Annotated in this window: 18 protein-coding genes; 13 read left to right on the plus strand and 5 right to left on the minus strand. The window is 63.0% G+C overall.

Features of this window, described 5'->3' with window-relative positions:
* Positions 1-4: 4 nt before the first annotated feature.
* A complete protein-coding gene (locus tag BLV20_RS22145; protein ID WP_092304585.1) occupies positions 5-253 on the minus strand; it encodes a hypothetical protein in 249 nt (82 codons plus the stop codon).
* A gap of 136 nt (positions 254-389) precedes the next feature.
* Here BLV20_RS22145 and nhaR point away from each other — a divergent pair, with 136 nt between their 5' ends.
* Positions 390-1,295, plus strand: coding sequence for a transcriptional activator NhaR (nhaR, locus tag BLV20_RS22150; RefSeq protein WP_092304586.1), 906 nt, complete (start codon positions 390-392; stop codon positions 1,293-1,295).
* 6 nt (positions 1,296-1,301) lie between these two features.
* Here nhaR and BLV20_RS22155 read toward each other — a convergent pair whose 3' ends face one another.
* On the minus strand, positions 1,302-2,456 hold the full coding sequence (locus BLV20_RS22155; protein ID WP_092304587.1) for an MFS transporter: 1,155 nt from the start codon (positions 2,454-2,456) through the stop codon (positions 1,302-1,304).
* A 284-nt stretch (positions 2,457-2,740) separates the two neighbouring features.
* Between BLV20_RS22155 and sstT the strand changes: the two genes are divergently transcribed.
* Positions 2,741-3,973 carry a serine/threonine transporter SstT gene (gene sstT / locus BLV20_RS22160; protein WP_092304588.1) on the plus strand — a complete coding sequence of 411 codons (1,233 nt, stop codon included), beginning with the start codon at positions 2,741-2,743 and terminating at the stop codon, positions 3,971-3,973.
* Positions 3,974-4,056: 83 nt separating this feature from the next.
* On the opposite strand, the gene BLV20_RS22165 is transcribed toward sstT, so the two are convergent.
* Complete coding sequence (locus BLV20_RS22165; protein WP_092304589.1) at positions 4,057-4,566, minus strand: DUF1993 domain-containing protein; 510 nt, start codon at positions 4,564-4,566, stop codon at positions 4,057-4,059.
* A gap of 136 nt (positions 4,567-4,702) precedes the next feature.
* Between BLV20_RS22165 and BLV20_RS22170 the strand changes: the two genes are divergently transcribed.
* Positions 4,703-5,353 (plus strand): YceH family protein, encoded by a 651-nt coding sequence (locus tag BLV20_RS22170; protein ID WP_092304590.1) that lies wholly within the window; start codon positions 4,703-4,705, stop codon positions 5,351-5,353.
* Positions 5,354-5,376: 23 nt separating this feature from the next.
* On the opposite strand, the gene BLV20_RS22175 is transcribed toward BLV20_RS22170, so the two are convergent.
* Positions 5,377-6,195 carry a shikimate 5-dehydrogenase gene (locus BLV20_RS22175; RefSeq protein ID WP_092304591.1) on the minus strand — a complete coding sequence of 273 codons (819 nt, stop codon included), beginning with the start codon at positions 6,193-6,195 and terminating at the stop codon, positions 5,377-5,379.
* Between the two features lie 253 nt (positions 6,196-6,448).
* Here BLV20_RS22175 and BLV20_RS22180 point away from each other — a divergent pair, with 253 nt between their 5' ends.
* The 3 genes from BLV20_RS22180 (at position 6,449) to BLV20_RS22190 (ending at position 7,536) form a co-directional block, all read left to right on the plus strand.
* Entirely contained in the window at positions 6,449-6,802 is a 354-nt protein-coding gene (locus BLV20_RS22180; RefSeq protein WP_092304592.1) for a hypothetical protein, read from the plus strand.
* A 248-nt stretch (positions 6,803-7,050) separates the two neighbouring features.
* Positions 7,051-7,245: a hypothetical protein gene (locus BLV20_RS22185; protein ID WP_092304593.1), complete on the plus strand. Its 195-nt coding sequence runs from the start codon at positions 7,051-7,053 to the stop codon at positions 7,243-7,245.
* 108 nt (positions 7,246-7,353) lie between these two features.
* Positions 7,354-7,536, plus strand: coding sequence for a hypothetical protein (locus BLV20_RS22190; protein ID WP_092304594.1), 183 nt, complete (start codon positions 7,354-7,356; stop codon positions 7,534-7,536).
* Here BLV20_RS22190 and BLV20_RS22195 read toward each other — a convergent pair.
* Positions 7,533-8,600, minus strand: a complete 1,068-nt coding sequence (locus tag BLV20_RS22195; RefSeq protein ID WP_092304595.1) for an AI-2E family transporter — start codon at positions 8,598-8,600, stop codon at positions 7,533-7,535. The two genes, BLV20_RS22190 and BLV20_RS22195, sit on opposite strands and share 4 nt — an antisense overlap.
* 165 nt (positions 8,601-8,765) lie before the next feature.
* Here BLV20_RS22195 and yegQ point away from each other — a divergent pair, with 165 nt between their 5' ends.
* From yegQ to BLV20_RS22230, 7 genes are all read left to right on the plus strand, one after another.
* Positions 8,766-10,103: a prephenate-dependent tRNA uridine(34) hydroxylase TrhP gene (yegQ, locus tag BLV20_RS22200; RefSeq protein ID WP_092304596.1), complete on the plus strand. Its 1,338-nt coding sequence runs from the start codon at positions 8,766-8,768 to the stop codon at positions 10,101-10,103.
* Between the two features lie 326 nt (positions 10,104-10,429).
* The gene (locus BLV20_RS22205; RefSeq protein WP_092304597.1) at positions 10,430-11,206 is read left to right on the plus strand and encodes an ABC transporter substrate-binding protein; all 777 of its coding nucleotides are present in this window, start codon (positions 10,430-10,432) and stop codon (positions 11,204-11,206) included.
* A gap of 84 nt (positions 11,207-11,290) precedes the next feature.
* The gene (locus BLV20_RS22210) at positions 11,291-11,980 is read left to right on the plus strand and encodes an ABC transporter permease (RefSeq protein ID WP_092304598.1); all 690 of its coding nucleotides are present in this window, start codon (positions 11,291-11,293) and stop codon (positions 11,978-11,980) included.
* Between the two features lie 12 nt (positions 11,981-11,992).
* Positions 11,993-12,691 carry an ABC transporter permease gene (locus BLV20_RS22215; RefSeq protein WP_092304599.1) on the plus strand — a complete coding sequence of 233 codons (699 nt, stop codon included), beginning with the start codon at positions 11,993-11,995 and terminating at the stop codon, positions 12,689-12,691.
* 9 nt (positions 12,692-12,700) lie between these two features.
* The gene (locus BLV20_RS22220; protein ID WP_092304600.1) at positions 12,701-13,813 is read left to right on the plus strand and encodes a succinylglutamate desuccinylase/aspartoacylase family protein; all 1,113 of its coding nucleotides are present in this window, start codon (positions 12,701-12,703) and stop codon (positions 13,811-13,813) included.
* Between the two features lie 18 nt (positions 13,814-13,831).
* Complete coding sequence (locus tag BLV20_RS22225; RefSeq protein ID WP_092304601.1) at positions 13,832-14,596, plus strand: ABC transporter ATP-binding protein; 765 nt, start codon at positions 13,832-13,834, stop codon at positions 14,594-14,596.
* Between the two features lie 110 nt (positions 14,597-14,706).
* Positions 14,707-15,615 carry a MurR/RpiR family transcriptional regulator gene (locus BLV20_RS22230; protein ID WP_092304602.1) on the plus strand — a complete coding sequence of 303 codons (909 nt, stop codon included), beginning with the start codon at positions 14,707-14,709 and terminating at the stop codon, positions 15,613-15,615.
* Positions 15,616-15,619: the final 4 nt, after the last annotated feature.

The raw sequence follows: 15,619 nt of genomic DNA on the forward strand, positions 1-15,619 counted from the left end.
AGAATCAGATTTCCTGGGACGACGAGGCAGGCTCTTTGGCCTCGTCAGCCGGCTTTTCCTGCTTGCTGATCAAGCCCTGGGTTGCATCGCTGAGCGCTTGCTCAGCGGCCTTGTGCGTATCGTCGATTGCCTGCTTGGCGTTTTCGGCGGCTTTACCCAGCAGCTGTTGCGCGCTTTTTTCCGCCTGGTCGCAACCGGCAAGGGTGATCAACGACAACGCCAGCAACGGTGCGGCGATGGATTTATAGATCATTGCACTTTCCTCGTTAGAACAGACCGAGCCGAGAGTATGGCTCGTCAATAGCGAGGCATTCTATGCAGATGAATACTTCAGGAAAATTCGTATTTTTAACAGCTATACTTCGATTTTTACGAATAAAAAGCCCGCCATGCTCAATTACCGCCAACTCCACTACTTCTGGGTCGTCGCCAAGACCGGCAGCATTGTCCGGGCCTGCGAACAACTGAACCTGACTCCGCAAACCATCAGCGGCCAGATCACCTTGCTCGAACAAACTTATGGCATCGAGCTGTTTCGCCGGGTTGGCCGGCAACTGGAGCTGACCGAAGCCGGGCGCCAGACCCTGCCCTACGCCGAGCAGATGTTCCAGCTGGGTGGCGAACTGGAGGCCATGCTCCAGGCCCAGCCCAATGAACAGCAAATCCTGTTTCGGGTCGGCGTGGCCGATGTGGTGCCCAAATCCATCGTCTATCGCCTGATCGCCCCGACCATGGAGCTGAACGAACCGATCCGCATCACCTGCCGCGAAGACAAGCTCGAACGCCTGCTGGCGGACCTCGCCATCCAGCGCCTGGACCTGGTGATTTCCGACAGCCCCATGCCCTCGCACCTGGATATCAAGGGCTACAGCCAGAAACTCGGCGAATGCGGCATCAGTTTTTTCGCCACCGAGGAACTGGCCGAGCTGTACGGAACGGATTTCCCCCATAGCCTGCATGGCGCCCCGTTGCTGATTCCCGGCCAGGAAACCGTGGTGCGCAGCCGCCTGCTGCGCTGGCTGGCCGAGCAGCAGATACAACCGAGGATCATCGGTGAGTTCGACGACAGCGCCCTGATGCAGGCATTCGGCCAGTCAGGCAGCGGGATCTTCATCAGCCCGAGCGTGATCGCCGACGAAGTGAGGCGCCAATATGGCGTGCAACTGATTGGCCAGACCGACGCGGTCAGCGAGTCGTTCTACGCCATCTCGGTCGAGCGCAAGGTCAAGCACCCTGGCATCGTGGCGATCACCGAAGGCGCCCGCCGCGAACTGTTCACCGCCATGGGCGCCTGAGACGGATCAGGCGCAGCTGGCCTGGGGTTTGAGGGTCATCAACAGCAAAGCCAGCAGGATCGACACCAGGATAAAAGCAGCAGCGGCAACCCCCAGGCTGCCCAGCCCCAACGTATCGATCACCCGGCCGCCGACCATGGCGCCCAGGCCGATTCCCAGGTTGGCTCCGGCGATATTCAACGACGCAGCGAATGCCGGCGCCTGGGGAGCAGCCTTGATCAGGCGGACATGGCTGACCAGGAACAGCGCCGCCTGGGTCACGCCCCAGACGCCCATGGCCGCGGCCAGGCCCACTGGCGAGTGGATGCTTGGCACCAGCGCCACCATGCCGCCGATCATCAAGGCGCAGAATCCCATGGACGCGAGCAGCGGATGGCGGTCCACCGCGCGGCCGCCCAGGGAGTTGCCAATCAGCCCCACCGCACCGAAGCCCATCAGGCACCAGCCGACCAGCGTGCCGTTGAAACCGGCCAGGCGCTCGAGGATATCCGCCAGGTAGGTGTAGGCGGTGAACATGCCGCTGAACACCAGGATCGACAGCAGCACATGCCCTTGCATCAAGGGGCTGCGCAGAATGCGCAACTGCGAGCGCAGGCTTGCCTGTTCGTTGTGCACGCGGGTCTGCGGCAGGTAGACATACAGCAACAACGCCTTGGCAAAGGCCACCAGCGCCAGGATGCCGAATGCACTGCGCCAGCCGAAGGCATCGGAAATCAGGGTGCCCACCGGGATGCCGAACACCGTGGCGCAGACGATGCCAAAGCCGATCTTGGCGATGGCGCGCCCGGCGTAGTCAGGGCCGACTATATCCACCGCGGTTTCGCTGGCCAGGGCCCAGAACACCGGCAAGCCGAGCGCCGGGATCAAGCGGGCCACGGCCATCACCCAGATATTCGGCGCCAGCGCCGCCAGGGTGTTGGCCAGGCCGAACATCACCAGCACCGAAATGAACAGGCGCTTGCGCTGGAAACGCGCGAAATAAGCCGTCAGCAAGGGTCCGAACGCCGCCACGGTGAAAGCGAACAGCGTCACCAGCAGGCCGGCCTGCGGCACGCTGACGTCCAGGTCGCGGGCAATCGACGGCAGCAGGCCGACTATGATGAATTCCGTGGTCAGCACGGTAAAACCGGCGGCTGACAGCAGCAGGATAGGCAACAGCATGGAAAAACTCCGGAAACGACGACATCAGCGATGGCCTGGGGGCCCGCTGACTGGAGATGAGAAGAGGATGGCGAATCCTAACAGAATGTTTCTGCCGATGTCCGCGAGCCGCCGCAAAAAACCGCAGATCGTTTCGAAGGCGCTGGTGGCAGATCGTCACATCCTTGGGCCAAGCCTGTGTGATAAAGTCCGCCTCCTGCCGCAACCCCCCGTACCTTTTGCAACTCATCAGCACGGCGTCACCCTCGACGCACGGCATATTAAAAAAACAGAGATACAGTTCTATGACTGCTGCCCCCCCATCGCTCCTGGAAAAACTCAAACGCACCAGCCTGGTCACGCAGATCGTCATCGGCCTGATCGCCGGTATCGCCCTCGCGCTGGTCGCCCCCGAACTGGCGAAATCCACTGCTTTCATTGGCAAGGTGTTCGTCTCGGCGCTCAAAGCCGTCGCACCGATCCTGGTGTTCGTGCTGGTAATGGCTTCCATCGCCAACCACAAACACGGCCAGGAAACCCATATCCGCCCGATCCTCTGGCTCTACCTGCTGGGCACTTTTGCCGCGGCGGCGGTGGCGGTGGTCGCCAGCAGCCTGTTCCCCTCCACCCTGGTACTGAGCAGCCATGACGTCGCCATCTCCGCCCCCGGCGGCATCAACGAAGTCCTGCAGAGCCTGCTGCTGAGCGCGGTGGACAACCCGGTCAACGCGCTGATGAATGCCAACTTCATCGGCATCCTGGCCTGGGCCATCGGCATGGGCGTGGCCATCCGCCATGCAGCGCCCACCACCCGCGCCGTGCTGGACGACCTGTCCAGTGGCGTGACCCTGATCGTGCGGGTGGTGATTCGCTTCGCCCCCCTGGGCATCTTCGGCCTGGTGGCCTCGACCCTGGCCACCTCCGGTTTCGGCGCCCTGCTCGGCTACGCCCACCTGCTGGCGGTGCTGATCGGTTGCATGCTGTTCGTCGCGCTGGTGATGAACCCGCTGATCGTGTTCTGGAAGATCCGCCGCAATCCCTTCCCGCTGGTGCTCATGTGCCTGCGCGAAAGCGGCATCACCGCATTCTTCACCCGCAGCTCGGCAGCCAATATTCCGGTCAACCTGGAACTGAGCAAGCGCCTGGGCCTGCATGAAGACACCTATTCGGTCTCGATCCCCCTGGGCGCCACCATCAACATGGCCGGTGCCGCCATCACCATCACCGTGCTGACCCTGGCCGCCGTGCATACCCTGGGCATCGCCGTCGACCTGCCCACCGCCGTGCTGCTCAGCGTGGTTGCTGCCATCTGTGCCTGCGGCGCCTCCGGCGTGGCCGGCGGTTCGCTGCTGCTGATTCCACTGGCCTGCAGCCTGTTCGGCATCCCTAGCGAAATCGCCATGCAGGTGGTCGCGGTCGGCTTCATCATCGGTGTGTTGCAGGACTCGGCGGAAACCGCGCTGAACTCCTCCACCGACGTGCTCTTCACCGCCGCCGCGTGCATGGCCCAGGAAGAGAAGGTCCGCCAGACCGCCTGATCCTGCACGAATAGCGCGCACTAAAAAGCCCGGCAAGGCTCGCACCTTGCCGGGCTTTTTTATGGGTTTGCCCCCCAACTACATCAGAAAGCGCCCATGTAATCGCGCTTGCCGATTTCCACACCGTTGTGACGCAGGATCGCGTAGGTGGTGGTGACGTGGAAGAAGAACTGCGGCAGGCCGTAGGTCAGCAGGTACGACTGGCCACTGAAGCGCTTCTCTTTCGGGGTGCCCGGACGGGTGACGATCTCGATGCCTTCCTTGCCATCGATCTGCGCCGGCTGGATGCCGTCGATAAAGGCCAGGACCTTGGCCAGCAGCGCCTGCAGCTCGGCAAAGGTGGTTTCGGTGTCGTCATACTTCGGCAGCTCGACTTCGGCCAGGCGAGCCGAAACGCCTTTGGCGAAATCGACGGCGATCTGCACCTGGCGGACCAGCGGGAACATGTCCGGATACAGGCGTGCCTGCAGGAAGGCATTCGGGTCGATGTTCTTCGCCGTGGCGTGGGCTTCGGCCTTGTTCAGGACATCGCTCAAGGCATTGAGCATTTGCTTGAAGACAGGAACGGAGGCGGCGTACAGGGAAATGGTCATGGTGATCTCGACAGGCTGACGGAAAAAAGCGCAAACAAAGTGGCGCGATTATAGACCGGCTTGGGGGCCGCCGGCGGCTTGTCTTTTATCCAGCAAGGATTAGGCTAGTCGCCTTCGACAGCATAGGGAAAGCGCGATGAGCATCGAGCAAGAAACCTCCAGCGAGCAACTGCAACTGACCAGCACCGAACTGCGCATTCTCGGATCGCTGATCGAGAAACAGGCGACCAGCCCGGAAACCTATCCGCTGACCCTCAATGCGCTGGTCATCGCCTGCAACCAGAAAACCAGCCGTGAACCGGTGATGAACCTCACCCAGGGCCAGGTCGGCCAGAGCCTGCGCGCCCTGGAAAACCGTGGCTTCGCCCGCTTGGTGATGGGCAGCCGCGCCGACCGCTGGGAGCATCGCCTGGACAAGGCGCTGGAACTGGTGCCGGCGCAAGTGGCGCTGGCCGGCCTGCTGTTTTTGCGTGGCCCGCAGACCGTCAACGAACTGCTGACCCGCAGCGGCCGCATGCACGATTTCGAAGACAGCGAACAAGTGGTGCATCAGCTGGAGCGCCTGATCGCCCGTGGCCTGGCGTTGCTGATCCCGCGCCAGGCCGGGCAGCGTGAAGATCGCTACATGCATGCCCTGGGCGACCCGGCGGATATCGAAGCGATCCTCGCCGCGCGGCAGAATCCGGTGGAACGCAGCCCGGGCAGCGGCGTGTCCGCCGAACGCATCGAAGAGCTGGAAGCGCGGATCGCCGCCCTCGAAGAACGCCTGGCGAAACTCGAAGGCTAATCCGCTAACCTGCCCCGCGCCCATCAGGCCCTGGCGAAGTCTACCGCCTGCTGGAACTGCTCGGCGCTGGGGCGCACGCCGGTGTACAGCACAAACTGCTCCAGGGCCTGGATGGCGATCACTTCCAGGCCGGTGATCACCTGCTTGCCTTCGGCCCGGGCGCGCAGGATCAGCGGGGTCTCCGCCGGCACCGCCACCACGTCGAACACGGTGCGCGCGGCCTCGATCGCCTCGGCCGGGAATGCCAGTTGATCGGCCTCGGGACCACCGCTCATGCCGATCGGGGTGACGTTGATCAGCATCTGCGGGCGCAATTGGCCCAGCTCCGCCTGCCAGGCATAGCCCAGGGAATCGGCGAGGGCCTGCCCGGCCCCGGCGTTACGGGCAACTATCACGCCATCACGGTAGCCACCATCACGCAAGGCACTGGCCACCGCCTTGGCCATGCCGCCGCTGCCGCGCAGGGCAAAGCGCGTGTCCTTGGGGATCCGGTGACGTTCGAGCAACTGGGCGACGGCAATGTAATCAGTGTTGTAGGCCTTGAGGTGGCCGTTGGTGTTGACGATGGTGTTGATCGACTGGATGGCGCTGGCCGAGGCGTCCAGTTCGTCCACCAGGGCAATGCAGGCTTCCTTGAACGGCATGGACACGCCGCAGCCGCGAATTCCCAGGGCGCGGACCCCGCCCACGGCGCCGGGCAGGTCCTGGCTGCTGAAAGCCTTGTAATAGAAGTTCAAGCCCAGCTGTTCATACAAATGATTGTGAAAACGCAGGCCGAAATTCCCCGGACGCCCTGACAGCGACATACACAACTGGGTGTCTTTATTGGGATTCATCTGCATGTTGATCTCCTTGGAACGCACTTTCGGATGGACGGGATTAGCCAGTCGCCGGGTTCTGCCCGATCATATTCAAGGTGCCTGAAAGACGGGCCTGCGGCCCACGGACGAGGGTAAAGAAGCCGGTACAGACCTTACACAAAATTTACCCGGCGGCCGTGCAGTTTTTCAGAAAAAAGCTGTCTTAGAAGTATCCCCGCGACAGTCCTCGCGTCTATTGCAGAGCGAGCGCAGGGGTAGGAATCGAGGAATAGCCATGATGCGTAAAATCCCCAAGATTGCCTTGCTCATGGGTGCACTCGCTGTCGCCGGTCAGGCGTCCGCCCACGGTGGCGGTGGTTGGGGTGGACCAGCGGTAGTCGGTGCGGTGGTCGGCGCAGCGGTTGTGGGTTCGGTGATCGCCAGCCACAGCCGCCCGGTCTATGTGCAACAACCGGTCTACGTTCAGCCGCAGCCGGTCTATGCCGTGCCACCACCGGTCTACTACCAGCCACAGCCGGTGTACGTGCAAGGCCCGCCAATTTATTACCGCCCGGCTCCGGTGTACTACGGGCCACCTCGTGGCTACTACGGCCCGCCACGCCATTACTATGGTCCTGGCCGCTGGTAAGCCAGGCGCCCGTCATAACCACAGGCCCCGCCCTCGCAAGCGGGGCCTGTTGCGTTTTGCCCCGTCTGCGAACGTCTGAATAAATCTTGCAAAGGTCGCTGCTGGAACAGCTTTTGCGATTCAATCGGGCAATAGTGTTGCCAACGGCGGCCTGTAGGTTGAAGCCTGGGGCTGTCATATTTATGTCATGCCAGGTCCGCAAGATCGGATCTGTCCAAAACGGCCCCATAACAACAAGGACGATTCCCATGCCGACACAGAATCCTCACCACTCCCCTTCCCTGGGCACTGCGAGCAAGGTGTACAGCGCCCTGACCGAACTCAAGCACCTGGAAGGCCATCGCAGCGCCAAGTTCCTGGCTCTTCTGGCCGAGCACCTGGTGCGCAAGGGCCTGCTGCATGACCCGGAAGTGGTCTACATGCTCGACCAGGTCGTCGACTGACCGCGCAGCGGCGTTTTTCGCCGGTATCGATGTCCACTATCGAGCACGGTGATTTTTCGTAGAACCTGTCGCTCCGTAAGGTAGCTCCACAGATTGATGGAGGTACTTATGCCCAAGGTTCAGATCATGTCCGTTATCGGTAGCGCCGTTCCCACCTCGCTCAGGGAGCTGGGATTGCTGGCGTGTTGGTACCTGGTGCGCGATGGCGAGCCGGTCAGCGGCCCGCTGACCTCGCTGACCGCCGCCCAGGCCCTGTCGCAAGAGATCGAGCAGCGCGTCCTGCATGCCTAAGGCAGCGGCAACTGTGGCCGCGGCCGGGTCTCGACGAACAGGGCCCAGCTTGAAATGAACAGCGCGGCGATCAATGGCCCGATGACAAAGCCGTTCAGGCCGAAGATCGCCAAGCCGCCCAGGGTCGAGATCAGGATCAGGTAATCCGGCATCTTGGTGTCCTTGCCCACCAGGATCGGACGCAGCACGTTATCCACCAGGCCAATCACGAATATCCCGTACAACCCCAGCACCACGCCTTGCCAGATCGCCCCGCTGAACAGGAAATACGTCGCCACCGGGCCCCAGACGATCCCCGCGCCCACCGCTGGCAACAATGACAGCAAGGTCATCAGCACCGCCCAGAGCAGCGGGCTGGGAATGTCCAGGAACCAGAAGATTAGCCCGCCCAATACCCCCTGGCTGGCGGCCACCAGCACGTTGCCTTTCACCGTGGCCCGCACCACCCGACTGAACTTGAGCTGCAGCCGGCGCTTCTGGTGCTCGGCCAACGGCAAGGCGATGCGCACCTTGCGCACCAGTTCCGGGCCATCGCGCAAAAAAAAGAACAACAAATACAGCATGACGAAAAAGCTCACCACGAACTTGAACGTGCCCTGGCCGACGCTGAAAGCCTGGGTGGCGATGAACTGGCTGCCCTGCAGCGCGCCCCTGACGATCTTCTCGCGCAGGCTGTCCAGCTCGCCCATGCCGAGGCGGTCCAGCAGCTGCTGGAAATACGGCGGCAGGCTGTGCTTGAAACGGTCCAGTTGGCCGGCGATGTCCCACTTGCCGCTTTCAATGTTCTGGTAGAGGTTGGCCCCCTCCTGCACCAGCAGGAAACTGATGATGATCACCGGCAAAATGGCGATCACCAGGCAAATGCTCAGGGTGCACAGGGCCGTCAGGTTGCGCGGCCAGTTGAATTTGAGTTGCAGGCGCCGCTGCAGCGGGTCGAACAGAATGCCGAGAATCACGGCCCAGAACGCCGCCCCGTAAAAGGGCAGCAGAATCCAGATGAAAGCGACGGTCACCAGGGTCAGCAGAAGCAACAGGCTTTTGTGTTGCAGGGGGGTCTGGCTCATGTCTGCTCCATGTCGATAAGTCCCGGGACGCCGCAAAAGCGCCTAAAACCTTAGTCCGCCAGCGTTCGGCCAAGTGCCTTTTTTATTCATCGAGCATAGATCCAGATCAATGAACTCTGCCGGCCATGGCCTTACCCTCGCGACCTTTTGCCACCGACAGCCGCCATGACGCCCCTGACCCGCCCCGAACTGCTCGCCCCCGCCGGCACCCTGAAAAACATGCGCTACGCCTTCGCCTATGGCGCCGATGCGGTGTACGCCGGCCAGCCGCGCTACAGCCTGCGGGTGCGCAACAACGAATTCGACCACGCCAACCTGGCCCTCGGCATTCGCGAGGCCCAGGCCCAGGGCAAGCGCTTCTACGTGGTGGTCAACATCGCCCCGCACAACGCCAAGCTCAAGACCTTCCTCAAGGACCTCGCGCCGGTGATCGCCATGGCCCCGGACGCGCTGATCATGTCCGACCCGGGGCTGATCATGCTGGTACGCCGGCACTTCCCGCAGATGCCGATCCACCTGTCGGTGCAGGCCAACACGGTGAACTGGGCCAGCGTCGAGTTCTGGCAGCAACAGGGCCTGAGCCGGATCATCCTGTCCCGCGAGCTGTCCCTGGAAGAGATCGAGGAAATCCGCCAGCAGGTGCCGGCCATGGAGCTCGAAGTGTTCGTCCACGGTGCCCTGTGCATGGCCTATTCCGGGCGTTGCCTGCTGTCGGGCTATATGAACAAGCGCGACGCCAATCAGGGCACCTGCACCAATGCCTGCCGCTGGAAATACCAGGCCGAGCCAGCCACGGAAAACGCCGTCGGCGAGATCGTCCAGCAGTTCCAGCCGGAGCCGACCCTGGGCATCGGCGCCCCCACCGACCAGGTGTTCCTGCTGCGCGAAGCCAACCGCCCGGACGAGCCGATGCCGGCCTTCGAGGACGAGCACGGCACCTACATCATGAATGCCAAGGACCTGCGCGCGGTGCAGCATGTCGAGCGCCTGACGCGCATGGGCGTGCATTCATTGAAGATCGAGGGCCGCACCAAGTCGCACTTCTATTGCGCGCGCACCACCCAGGTCTATCGCCGGGCCATCGACGACGCGGTGGCCGGCCGCCATTTCGACCGCAGCCTGATGACCGACCTGGAGTCCCTCGCCCAGCGCGGCTACACCGAAGGTTTCCTGCGGCGCCACGTGCATGACGAATACCAGAACTACCAGAACGGCAGCTCGGTCTCGGAACGCCAGCAGTTTGTCGGCGAACTCACCGGCGAGCGTCGCGACCGGCTGGCGGAAGTGAAAGTGAAGAACCGCTTTGCCCTGGGCGACCACATGGAACTGATGACGCCCAAGGGCAACTTCCACTTCGACCTGCACCAGTTGCAGAACGTCCGTGGCGAACCGATCGAGGTCGCGCCGGGGGACGGGCATACGGTGTACCTGCCGATCCCGGATGCGGTGGATCTGCGTTTTGCCTTGTTGATGCGCGATGTGACGGCGAACAGCGCGGTTTAATCCTGATTGAGGTGGCGTCGCTGATGACGCCATCGCGGGCAAGTCGGATCGCCACCCGCTCACTCCTACACCGTAACAAGCCTGCCCCTGCCTCACGTACGCAACCCCTTCCCCTTCCCCCTCCCCTGAATCCATCTGAACAGGCTGCGCCAACCGGCACAGCCAGCTATCCGCACACGCCATTCTGATATTATTATTTTCACAATGTTGATTTCTGAAATAATACATGTCATTTATAGCCACACCAAAATCACCAGGACCGAAGCACGCCAGACCGGACGGCTTGTACCCGTACCACCCCAACGCCCCTCCAAGGAGTCAACAATATGAACAAGACAGAACTTCTAGGTGCTCTGGCGCTGTGCGCCGCAAGCTTCCTGGCCCACGCCGACGAAGACCGCCTGCGTATCGGCATCGAAGCCGCCTACCCGCCCTTTTCCTTCAAGACGCCAGAGGGCAACGTCAGTGGTTTCGACTACGACATCGGCAACGCCTTGTGCGAAGAGATGAAGGTGAAATGCGAGTGGGTCATCCAGGAATTCGACGGCATGATCCCGTCGCTCAAGGTGCGCAAGATCGATGCCGTGCTGTCGTCGATGTCGATCACCGAGGACCGGATGAAGTCGGTCGACTTCAGCAAAAAGTACTACCACACGCCGGGCAAGTTCGCGATGAAGACCGGCAACGTGATCAACGACCCGGTGCAGGACCTCAAGGGCAAGAAAGTCGGCGTACAACGCTCCTCGACCTACGACCGCTTCGCCACCGAGCAACTGGCCAACGCCGGGGTCGAGGTGGTGCGCTATGCCTCGCAGAACGAAGCCTTCCTCGACCTCGCCTCGGGCCGTCTGGACGCCACCCTCGCCGACATCGTCAACACCGACGAGAGCTTTATCAAGACCGCGGCAGGCAAGGGTTTCGCCCTGGTCGGGCCGGACATCAGCGACCCGAACTATTTCGGCAGGGGCGCCGGGATCGCCGTGCGCAAGGGCGATAGCGCCAATGCCGCGCGCCTCAATGCGGCCATCGACGCCATCCGCGCCAACGGCAAGTACCAGCAGGTAATGGCCCGTTACTTCGCGTTCGATATCTACGGCGAATAAGCCTGACCCAGGGCCCTGGCGCCGGCCCGTTGCCGGTGCCGCGCCCGCCTTGCGCCTCGCGGCGCTCGCTTGAGGAACTTCATCATGCTCCACGGCTACGGATCGAGCATTCTCGATGGCGCCTGGCTGACCATCAACCTGGCGCTGACCTCCATGACCCTGGCCATTGCCCTGGGCCTGGTCGGCGCGGCCTTTCGCCTGTCGCCGCTGAAATGGCTGGCGATACTGGGCGAAGGGTATACGACCCTGATTCGCGGGATTCCCGACCTGGTGTTGATCCTGCTGATCTTCTACGGCGGCCAGGATCTGGTGAACCGCCTTGCCCTGGCGCTCGGTTACACCCGCTATTTCGACATCAACCCGTTTATCGCCGGCGTCTGCACCATGGGCTTCATTTTTGGCGCCTATCTCTCGGAGACGTTTCGCGGCGCCTTCATGGCGATCCCCAAGGGCCAGGCCGAGGCCGGCGCGGCTTATGGCATGAGTGGCGCCCAGGTGTTCTGGCGGATTCTGGTGCCGCAGATGATTCGCTTCGCCATTCCCGGCTTCACCAACAACTGGCTGGTACTGACCAAGTCCACCGCGCTGATTTCGGTGATCGGCCTGCAGGACATGATGTTCAAGGCCAAGAACGCGGCGGACGCCACCCACGAACCCTTCACCTTCTTTCTCGCCGTGGCGGCGCTTTACCTGCTGCTGACCAGCCTGTCGTTGCTGGTGCTGCGTTATCTGGAAAAACACTACTCGGTCGGCCTCAAAGCCGCCGAACTGTGATTGGGAGCCCCCATGATTCTCGACTACCACCTGATCTGGGAGAACCTGCCGCTGTATTTCGGTGGCGTACTGGTGACCCTCAAAGTGCTGCTGATTTCCCTGGCCTGCGGTCTGCTGCTGGCGGTTCCGTTGGCGCTGATGCGGGTGTCCCGCTCGCCGCTGATCAACCTCCCGGCCTGGCTCTACACCTACGTGATCCGCGGCACGCCGATGCTGGTGCAGCTGTTCCTGATCTACTACGGCCTGGCCCAGTTCGAAGCGGTACGCCAGAGCCTGCTCTGGCCCTACCTCTCCAGCGCCACCTTCTGTGCCTGCCTGGCCTTCGCGCTCAACACCGGCGCCTATAGCGCCGAACTGCTGGCCGGCAGCCTGAAGGCCACGGCCCACGGCGAGATCGAGGCCGCCAGGGCCATGGGCATGTCGCGCCTGACCCTGTACCGGCGCATTCTCCTGCCCTCGGCCTTGCGCCGGGCGCTGCCGCAGTACAGCAACGAAGTGCTGATGATGCTGCAAACCACCAGCCTGGCCTCCATCGTCACCCTCGTCGACATCACCGGCGCCGCGCGCACCGTCAGTTCACGCTTCTACCTGCCGTTCGAGGCGTTCATCACCGCCGGGCTCATCTATCTGGTCCTGACTTTCATCCTGGTCCGCCTGTTCAAGCTCGCCGAGCGCCGCTGGCTGGCGTACCTGGCACCGCGCAAGCACTGAGGAGCTGTTATGGAACACATTCAATACCGCTTGCCCTGGAGCGCTTCGGGCACCGAACGCCAGCTGACGCTGTTTCGTTTCGGCAGCGGGCCGCGCAAGGCCTACATCCAGGCGTCCCTGCACGCCGACGAGCTGCCGGGCATGCGGGTAGCCGTCGAACTCAAGCGGCGCCTGCTCGAACTGGAAGAACAAGGCCGCCTGACGGGGGTGATAGAGCTGGTGCCGATGGCCAACCCGATCGGCATCGCCCAAATGTTCCAGGCCACCCACCAAGGCCGCTTCGAGTTCGGCAGCGGCAAGAACTTCAATCGCGATTTCCCGGAGCTGACCAAGGCCGTGACGCCGCTGTTGGAAGGCCGGCTGGGCGACGACGCCAGCGCCAACATCGCGCTGATCCGCCGCGCCCTGCTCGATGCCCTGGCAGACATGCCGGCGCCAGACTCGGAACTCGACGGCCTGCGCCGCCTGTTGTTGCAACATGCCTGCGATGCCGACGTGGTGCTGGACCTGCACTGCGACTTCGAGTCGGTGATGCTGCTGTACGCAATGCCGCAGAACTGGCCACACCTGCGCTCTCTGGCCGCGCGCCTGTACGCGGGGGTCGCCCTGCTGGCCGAGGCCGCGGGCGGCAGCGCCTTCGATGAAGCCTGCGCGATCCCCTGGCTACAGCTGGCCGAGCGCTTTCCAGCGGCCGATATTCCGCTGGCGTGCGTGGCCACCACCATCGAACTGCGCGGCATGGCCGACACCGAGCGCGAGCCCTGCGCCGACAGCGCCCAGGCCATTCTCGGCTACCTCGCCGACCAGGGCCTGATCAGCGGCGGCTGGCCGACACCGCCACCGTGCATCTGCGAAGCGACGCCCTTCGCCGGCGCGCAGTACGCCTATGCGCCGCACCCGGGGGTGGTGAGTTTTCTGCAACCCCTGGGGGCCCGGGTCAAGGTCGGCGACCCGCTGTTCGAGGTCATCGACCCGCTGACCGATCACCACAGCCTGGTGCGCGCCGCCACCGACGGCATCCTTTATGCCCGCGAGCGCCTGCGTTTTGCCCAACCCGGTCTGTGGCTGGCCAAGGTGGCCGGCAATACCCCCATCCGCCAGGGTCGCCTGCTCAGCGACTGACTCCAGAGAATCGCAACCATGTACAAACTTGAAATTCAGGATCTGCACAAAAGCTACGGCGCGCACCAGGTGCTCAAGGGTGTGTCCCTGCAGGCGAAAGCCGGCGACGTGATCAGCCTCATCGGCTCCAGCGGTTCCGGCAAAAGCACCTTCCTGCGCTGCATCAACCTGCTGGAGCAGCCCAGCGCAGGCAGCATCGTGCTCAATGGCGAACCCCTCGAACTGCGCGCCAGTAAACTCGGCAGCCTCAAGGCGGCCGACCCCAGACAGTTGCAACGCATGCGTTCGCGGCTGTCGATGGTGTTCCAGCACTTCAACCTGTGGTCGCACATGAGCGCCCTGGAAAACGTCATGGAAGCACCGGTGCATGTGCTGGGCCTGAGCAAGCAGGAGGCCCGGGAAAAGGCCAGGCACTACCTGGACAAGGTCGGCGTGGCGCACCGTATGGACGCCTGGCCGGCGCATATGTCGGGCGGCGAGCAGCAGCGCGTGGCGATTGCCCGGGCGCTGGCCATGGAGCCGGAAGTAATGCTGTTCGACGAGCCGACTTCGGCACTCGACCCGGAACTGGTCGGCGACGTGCTCAAGGTGATGCAGGACCTCGCCCAGGAAGGCCGGACCATGGTCGTGGTGACCCACGAAATGGGTTTTGCCCGCGAGGTTTCGAACCAGTTGGTATTCCTCCACCAGGGCCTGGTCGAAGAACGCGGCGAGCCGCGCGAAGTGCTGGCCAGGCCCCAGTCCGAACGCCTGCGGCAGTTCCTCGCCGGCAGCCTGAAATAACCCGACGCAGCTCCCCCCCTGGCCTGGCGCTGCACGCCAGGGGGCGGCTTCGGATACACTCCGCCAACCTTGTGCCCCTCCTCCCATCCTCAGGACATGTTGAGCCGGATATGCCGACCCCACTGAAAGACACCACGGTCTATGCCGCGCCGGTGATGCGTAAACTGGCACAAATCGTTGCCGACCTGCCGCCGTCGCTGCGCAAGGTCGCGGACTTTATCCTGCGCCATCCGTTGAAGGCCGCGACGCTGACCATCGAGGAGATGGCCCACGAAACCTCGACCTCGCCGGCGGCGGTCAATCGACTGGCCAAGACCCTCGACCTCGGCGGCTACACCGGCATGAAGGCCGAGCTGGTGACGACGCTGCAGCAAATGGTCTCGCCGGTCGACAAGCTACGCAACGAACTGGCCCATCGTCCCGGTGGCGCCTTCGGCCTGCACGAACAGATCCAGAGCGCCAGCAGCAACCTCGCCATGGCGGCGACCAACAATCATGCCCAGACCTTCGACGCCTTCGTCACCAGCCTGGTCCAGGCGCGCAAGATCTACATTCTGGGCTTTGGCAACAGTGTCTACTTCGCCGGCCTCGCCGCCTCGACCCTGATGCCCTTCTGTGCCGATGCCACCGCCATCAGCATGGAGGGCGGCAACGAAAATGCCGCCTACCGCCTGGCCGCGATCACCGATCAGGACGTCCTACTGGCCATCTCCCTGCCGCGCTACTCCCTGGACACCCTGCAACTGGCGCGGTTCGCCAACGAACGCGGCGCCTCAGTGCTGGCCATCACCGACTCGCCCGCCTCGCCGCTGGCCAGCATTGCCGAACATGTGCTGTTCGCCCCCGCCGACCATCCGGTGATGACCAGCTCCAACATCGCGGTGCTGGCCCTGATCGAAGGCTTGGTGGCGGGGGTGATGGCGCGCAACAAGGAAGCGGTCAAGCTGGCGACCGAGCTGACCGAAAGCGTGATGTCCTACCTGCACATTCCCAATAGCGGCAAATCACGGAAGAAGTGAGGCG

It is taken from the genome of Pseudomonas sp. NFIX28 (assembly GCF_900107395.1).
Classification (GTDB): domain Bacteria; phylum Pseudomonadota; class Gammaproteobacteria; order Pseudomonadales; family Pseudomonadaceae; genus Aquipseudomonas.